General features: G+C 71.2%; 9 protein-coding genes. All 9 read left to right on the top strand.

The window, feature by feature from the left end:
• Positions 1-81: 81 nt before the first annotated feature.
• The 9 genes from ACFULQ_RS48195 to ACFULQ_RS48155 all read left to right on the top strand — a co-directional run bounded on the left by ACFULQ_RS48195 (position 82) and on the right by ACFULQ_RS48155 (position 6,564).
• Positions 82-1,155 (top strand): helix-turn-helix domain-containing protein, encoded by a 1,074-nt coding sequence (locus tag ACFULQ_RS48195; protein ID WP_383557946.1) that lies wholly within the window; start codon positions 82-84, stop codon positions 1,153-1,155.
• Positions 1,152-1,844: a hypothetical protein gene (locus ACFULQ_RS48190; RefSeq protein ID WP_383557944.1), complete on the top strand. Its 693-nt coding sequence runs from the start codon at positions 1,152-1,154 to the stop codon at positions 1,842-1,844. The genes ACFULQ_RS48195 and ACFULQ_RS48190 overlap by 4 nt, the downstream gene beginning before the upstream one ends.
• A gap of 280 nt (positions 1,845-2,124) precedes the next feature.
• Positions 2,125-2,427 (top strand): hypothetical protein, encoded by a 303-nt coding sequence (locus tag ACFULQ_RS48185; protein ID WP_383557941.1) that lies wholly within the window; start codon positions 2,125-2,127, stop codon positions 2,425-2,427.
• 205 nt (positions 2,428-2,632) lie between these two features.
• Positions 2,633-3,133, top strand: coding sequence for a single-stranded DNA-binding protein (gene ssb, locus ACFULQ_RS48180; protein ID WP_383557939.1), 501 nt, complete (start codon positions 2,633-2,635; stop codon positions 3,131-3,133).
• Positions 3,134-3,248: 115 nt separating this feature from the next.
• Complete coding sequence (locus tag ACFULQ_RS48175) at positions 3,249-3,431, top strand: hypothetical protein (protein WP_383557937.1); 183 nt, start codon at positions 3,249-3,251, stop codon at positions 3,429-3,431.
• The gene (locus ACFULQ_RS48170) at positions 3,431-4,003 is read left to right on the top strand and encodes a 3'-5' exoribonuclease domain-containing protein (RefSeq protein WP_383557935.1); all 573 of its coding nucleotides are present in this window, start codon (positions 3,431-3,433) and stop codon (positions 4,001-4,003) included. The genes ACFULQ_RS48175 and ACFULQ_RS48170 overlap by 1 nt, the downstream gene beginning before the upstream one ends.
• A gap of 60 nt (positions 4,004-4,063) precedes the next feature.
• Positions 4,064-4,639: a hypothetical protein gene (locus ACFULQ_RS48165; RefSeq protein WP_383557933.1), complete on the top strand. Its 576-nt coding sequence runs from the start codon at positions 4,064-4,066 to the stop codon at positions 4,637-4,639.
• A complete protein-coding gene (locus ACFULQ_RS48160; RefSeq protein ID WP_383557930.1) occupies positions 4,632-4,985 on the top strand; it encodes a hypothetical protein in 354 nt (117 codons plus the stop codon). Before ACFULQ_RS48165 ends, ACFULQ_RS48160 begins: the two co-directional genes overlap by 8 nt.
• A 79-nt stretch (positions 4,986-5,064) precedes the next feature.
• Positions 5,065-6,564, top strand: coding sequence for a hypothetical protein (locus tag ACFULQ_RS48155; protein ID WP_383557927.1), 1,500 nt, complete (start codon positions 5,065-5,067; stop codon positions 6,562-6,564).
• Positions 6,565-6,673: the final 109 nt, after the last annotated feature.

Raw genomic sequence — 6,673 nt, 5'->3', positions numbered from 1 at the left:
GCCCCGTCACTCCGTGGGCCCGGCGGATGAGACCTGCCGCCGGGCCACCGGCCACCACCCCACCTATCGAATGAGGAGCGCGTGAGCACCGAGGCTGTCTCCTGGGCGATGGACGACGCCCCCATGCTGCGGACCGAGAAGAACCGGCCCGACAGCACGGCGCGGCACGTCCTCCAGGTCCTCGGCGAGCACGCCCGCCCTGACGGCTCCAACTCACACCCCTCGGTCCTGCGGATCCAGTACCGGACCGGGTACGACGAGCGGACCGTTCAGCGTGCTCTCCGTCGCCTGGAAGCCGGTGGTCTGATCCGGAAGCAGGGCACGGTCAACGGCCGGACCAAGTGGAAGCTCCAGATGCACCTGCGGCGGCCGGAGTTCGACTGGGCCGAGCTGGAGGCCGAGGCCGAGGACGCGAAGAAGCAGGCTGCGGAGCGTCAGCGGCGGGCCCGGGCGAAGCGTGTCACGCACGGAGAGTCCGTGACTGTCACGCATGGAGAGTCCGTGACTGTCACGCACTCAGACGACGTGACAGAGGGGGATGTCACGCACTCAGAGTCCGTGAGTCACGCACTCCCAGTGCGTGACGTCACGCACTCTGCGTCCGAACGTCACGCACTCAGTGCCCCCCTAACCACCAGTCAACCGTCAGAGAACCACCAGGAACCGCTCGCAGGTCCTGCCGACGCTTCCGGTGCCGCCGCCACACCAACCCCCGGTGACACAGGAGACGCACAAGACGAGGTCCTCGAGGGAGAACCAGTCGACGACGCTCCGGCCGCCGACTCCGACACCCAAGTCACTGCGCAGACGATCGTGGGCGAGTGGCTGGAGCGCTGCACCTCGCGCCCACCCAAGTCCGTAGTCGGCCAGGTGGCCAAGCACATCCGGGTCCTCCTCGACGAGGACCACATCGACCCGTACTGGGTTCGCCGCGGCATCGCCCGCTGGATGGAACGCGGCCTTCACCCCTCGACGCTGCCCAGCGTCGTGAACGAGGTCATGAACGGCGCCTCTACGGCCACCCCCGGCGCTCGTACGCCCGGCCAGCAGCCCGCCAACGCCCTCTACGACCAGGCGACCGGCACGACCGTCTTCGACCGCGCCCGTGCCCGCGCCGCCGCCCGCACCGCCGCACAGGAAGGACAAGCCCAGTGACCCAGGACGAAGCGATCATGCTGCTCGAATACGTCGCCGCGGCCTGCCCCGCGCAGCGCATCGGAGAATTCACCCCCGACGTCTGGGGAGAGATCCTCGCCCCGTACAGCCTCGACGAGGCCCGCGCCGCCGTCCTCGTCGTCGCCCGCCAGCAGCCCTTCATCGCCCCGGCCGACATCATCACCGAGGTCAAGGCCCGCCGAGCCGAGCGCATCGAGCTGGCCAACATCGTCATCGACGGCGACCCGAACCACACTGGCGCCGAGTCCGCTGCCGCCCTCCGGGAGATCATCCGAGCCGCTGGAGACGGCCTCACGGGCCCCAGCAGCATCCGGGCATCCCTCGGGGCCGCCGAACGCCCCGCACTGCCCCCAGGCGCCGATCATGGCCCGTACGAGGGCCGTGCAGCCGCCGTCCGCGCCGCCATCGGCAAGATGCCCGCCGACCGCGACACCAGCAAGGACCCCCGCGGCCGCGCCTGCCGCAAATGCGGCGCCACCCCCGGCAACAGCTGCACCACCAACGGCCAGCGCCGCCGCGACGTCCACCCCATCCGCCTGGAGGACACCCAGCGCGAAGCCGCCGGCCTCCCGCTCCTCGACCACGACCAGGAGCAGGACCGCATCAGGGCCGCGTCCGCCGCCGCCCTCGCCCGCGAGGACCAAGAGCAGGAGGCCGAGGCGTCATGACGGTCCAGATTCGCCGCCGCGGCCCGTACCGGTTCGCAGCGATAGCCATCCAGTGCACCTGGTGCAAGGCGGGCCGGGGTGCCCTCTGCACGAACCAGCGCGGCAGCGTCGACCGCCGCCGGGACGTGCACTCCGCACGCGCAACCGACTGGATCAGGGTCATGTCAACCCAGTGCCCCGAGCGGATCTGCCAAGCCCCCGCCGGCCAACCCTGCACCCTCACGCCCGACGCCCACCAGGCCCGCATCACCGCCGCCTTCCGACCAACCACCACGAAGCCATGAGACCGATCCCGTGCAGAGACTGCCGCCGCCCTGTGCTGTGGACCACCACCGAGGCCGGGAAGAAGCTCGCAGTCGACCCCGCCCCGGACCCCGCCGGGAACACCGCGGTCTGGCGCGACGGAACCGGCGCCGTACGGTCCCGCCGCCCCACAGCCGAGCTCCCCCAGACCGGCTGGGAGCGGCTCCACATGCCCCACGTCGCCACCTGCCCCGCCCGCGTCCAGCAGCTCGACCTCCCCGGCACCCTCCCGGCCGGAGTGACCAGCCTCGACGCCCACCGCCGAAAGAAGCGCCGATGAAGTGCCGGTTCTGCCCAGAGCAGCTCCGGACGCCAGAGTCCCGAGCCCGCGGCTACGGACCCGTCTGCGGAGAGAGACGCGGCCTGATCCCGAAGCCCGTGCCCCGCCCGCGACCCGCGCTGACGCCCGTCAAGCCCGTCACGACGCCCACCGTCCACCCCGACCAGACCACCATCCCCATCCAGCCCCAACTCCCCACGGAGGAATGACCTTGCTGCCCACCCTGACCGGAGTCGGCCGACTCACTGGCGACCCCGAACTCCGCTTCACGCAGTCCCAGAAGGCTGTCGTCAGCGTCACGCTCGCCTTCAACTCCCGCCGCCTGAACAAGCAGACGAACGAGTGGGAGGACGGCGATACCTTCTTCGTCCGCGGTACCGCCTGGGAGCGCCTCGCCGAGAACGTCGCCGAGACTCTCGCCAAGGGCATGGAGGTCCTCGTCTCGGGCGACCTTCGCACCGAGCGCTGGGAGAAGGACGGCCAGAAGCACGAGCGACCGGCCCTCCTCATCCGCAGCATCGCCCCCAACCTCGCGTACTCGGTCGCGAAGGTCTCCAAGGACGCTGCAAGCCAGCAGGGCCAGGGCGGACAACGGCAGGGCCAGCAGCGCCCCCAGGGGCAGCAGCAGTACCGCCAGGGCCCACCGCCCGCCGACGACCCCTGGGCCGTCGACCAGCAGGCCGGCTACTCCGAGCCGCCGTTCTGATGGCCAGAGCCCTCGCCGCCATCGCGGCCGCCGTGCTCCTCACCGCCTGCCACTACGCCGGCACCCCGGTACCCACGCCCTCACCGGCACCCGCACCCGTCGCACCGGACCACTGATGGCCGCACTCCTCAGCCTCCCCGGCGGCGCCCGGGACGCCTCCGAACTCGTGGAGGCCCTCCTCGTCGCCGCCCAGGCCCGAGAGGCCACGGCACCCGAACTCGCCGCCCGCTGGCGCACCCTCGCCGACGCAATCGGCGACGGCCTCGACGCCCTCCCACCACCACGACAGGACACCTGATGCGGATCTACTACGACACCGAGTTCATCGACGACGGCAAGACCATCGACCTCATCAGCATCGGCATGGTCCGAGAGGACGGAACCGAGCTGTACGCCGTGAGCAGCGAGTTCGACCAGACTGCCGTCCGCCAGAGCCCCTGGCTGATGGAAAACGTGTGGTCGTCCCTGCCCATCTGCAAGAACCCGCCCGGCACCCGCGGCATCGACAGGCTCGACCTGGACCACCCCGACGTTCGGCCCCGAGCACAGATCGCCCGCCTCGTCGCCGACTTCATCCTCAGCACCCCCGACCCCCAGCTCTGGGCGTACTACAGCGCGTACGACCACGTCGCCCTCGCCCAGCTCTGGGGCCCGATGACCAACCTGCCGCGCGGCATCCCCATGCAGTCCGACGACCTGGTCACCCTCGCCAAGCTCGCCGAACTCGGCCCCAACGACCTCCCCAAGCAGACCGCCGGCCAGCACAACGCCCTCGCCGACGCCCGCCACAACCGCTTCATGGCCGAGTACATCGACCAGGAGCTCCGGCACCTCAACCGCGTACGAGCTGACGCCAACCGCAACCGCTGACCCACCCCACAGAGGACAGGGACCCCGAGCAGGGACCCACCTCCGGCCAACCACCGGAGCATGTCCATGATCAAGAACCGCAGGAACCAGGAACCGGAACCGGTTCGCCCCTGGTTCGCGCGCCTGTTCCGCAGGCCGACGCCCGTCACATCCGTCATGACGCCCCCGCGCAGCACCGCGGGCGACCGCCCCAACCTCGCTGAAGCCCTCGCCGCCGGCGCCCGCCAGGCCGAGGACCTCCGCCTGGCCCGCGAGTCCGCCGAGCGCTGGAAGGGCCACGCGAACGAGTTCGCCCAGGAGTGGGACAACGCGGAGCGTGAAGTCGCCCTGCTCCTCGCCTGGATCGCCGCTCTCCACCCTGCGACCGCCGTGATCGCTCCGTCGCACGACCTGGAGGGCTCGCAGGACCTCTACGTCGTGGCCGGCGGCTGGCAGCTGTCCTGGCCGATCGCCGCGCGCGACAGCGATCTGTTCCGGCACGTGACCGCGGTCGACGTGACCGACGTGCGGGCGCAGTGGGACGGGCACGGCTCGGAGCAGCGGGCTGAGCGGATCCGGAATCACGTCCGGCTCCTGGCGCTCGATGCCGTCGCTGACGGGCCGCTGACGGCCGTCACGGAGGTGCGCAGTGCCTGAGCCCACCATCGATCCGCGCGTCCGCTCCCTCGTCGAGGCCCGCCTCCGGATCGCCCACGAGCCCTACGGCACCACGCCCAATCTGGACCGGCTCAGGCCTGACGAGCAGCAGCTCCTCGTCGACGAAGCCGCGACGTGGCTGCGCGCCGCCGTCGAGGCCGGCATCGCACGACCCGCCCAGGAAGAGCAGCCCGCCAAGACGTGCGGGAAGTGCATGAAGCCGTTCGGCCCGACCGACCGCCGCATCCGTCGCGCGAACCAGCCGAAGACCGCGTACTGCCGTGCCTGCGTCGACTTCTGCCACAACACCGAGATCGCCGACCACCGGTGCGGCATCTGCGCCTGACCGCGAGCCCGGCCGCCCCTGTCCGAACCAGGGGCGGCCCCGTCCACCATCCCATCCGCACCACCAGGAGCAGCAGCACATGACCCTGCCCATCGCCTTCGTGGACTGCGAGACCACCCACCTCGACGCCAGCATCGGCCACGCCTGGGAAGTCGCCGTCATCCTCCGAGAGTTCGAGGACGGCCAGCCCACCGACACCGAGTACGCCTGGCAGATCCGCCCCAACCTCACCGGCGCCGACCCCGAGGCCCTCCGCATCGGCCGCTACCAGCAGCGCTTCGCCGTCCCCGACGGTGCCGAAGCCGCCTGGACCGCCGACGAGAGCGGCCACGTCGCACCGATGACCCGCGCCGAGGTCATCACCGCCATCGTCAACGTCCTCCGCGGCGCCGTCCTGGTCGGCAGCAACCCGGCCTTCGACGACCGCCACCTCCGCCGCCTCGTCGGCCGAGGCCGCGCCCAATGGCACTACCGGCCGTACGACATCGTCCAGCTCGCCGCCGCCAAGCTCGGCGTCCAGGCCGTCGGACCACTGCCCTGGCCCACACACCCCATGTCCCTCGCCATCGGTGTCGAGCCGCCCACGAAGGACGTCGCGCACACAGCGCTCGGCGACGCCCGATGGGCCCGCGACGTCCACGACGCCGCCATGGTCAAGGACAAGCTCCCGCTGACCTTGGAGGGCCGCGCGCAGCACGCCGTCGGTCTGTACACCAAGACCGCCATCGAGCTGGAGGACACCCGCCGCGAACTGGCGACGACTAAGGCCCAGCTCACCGAGGAGAAGGCCAGCCACGACCCGCGCCTGCGTTGCCTGATCGTCAAACCCGACCGTGACCGAGACCAGTACGTCGGCTGGTCCAACGTCTGCGAGATGCCTGCCGGCGTCTGGTCCCGGGAGACCGCGCTGGAGTACGGCTTCCCAGCCTCCCGGCTCGACCGGGCGGACCAAACCGGTACGTCATCGCACATCGGCGACGGCGCCTGGGACGACAAGGGCTTCATCGCAGAGCAGCGCGGATGGCTGCGCCGGGAGCTGCTCGGGGACTACGCGATCGAGTACCTCCTCGGTGACCGAGAGGCCGCGTACGCGCTGCTGGAGCCCCTCGATAGTGAGCCCGGTGACGCCCCGTCACAGCCCGTCAGCCCGGGTGAGACCGACACCGCGGTCGTCCCGCGCACCGAGCGTTCGTACTGGGTGGACATCGCCACTGCGCTGAACGCCGCGGTTGACGCCGGGATGCCCGTCGGCATCGACCTCGACGGCACCCTCACCGACCACAACGCCTGGTCCGTCATCTGGGACCAGACGGCCAAGCAGTGGCAGGTCGCTGGCTACGAGGACGAGGGCGACGTCGCCGAGGACGAGGACCTGGACGACGACGAGGAGTTCGAGGAGACCGGCGACGCGGACGCCGACGTCTTCGAGCTGATCTCCGAGATCGCCGGACGCCTCTCCGACGCCACCGACGAGGGCGAATACCACGCCGTGAACTTGATCGCTGACCTCGCCAACGGGCGCAAGACCTGCGAGGAGGCCCGCGCCGAGCTCGCCGAGATCACCTTCCGCCACGTCTGACCCACCCCCGGGCCCCCCGGCCCCCCCCCGGCGGCCCCCCCCACCCCCCCCACAGCCCCAAGTAGACCCCACCCCCACCCCCCCCCCAACCCACCCCCCCCCCCCCCCC

Origin of the sequence: Streptomyces sp. NPDC057253 (genome assembly GCF_042669125.1) — a bacterium.
Classification (GTDB): Bacteria; Actinomycetota; Actinomycetes; order Streptomycetales; family Streptomycetaceae; genus Streptomyces.
Note: the sequence above shows the minus strand (reverse complement) of the source record. Positions and strands in the feature narration are given on the sequence as shown.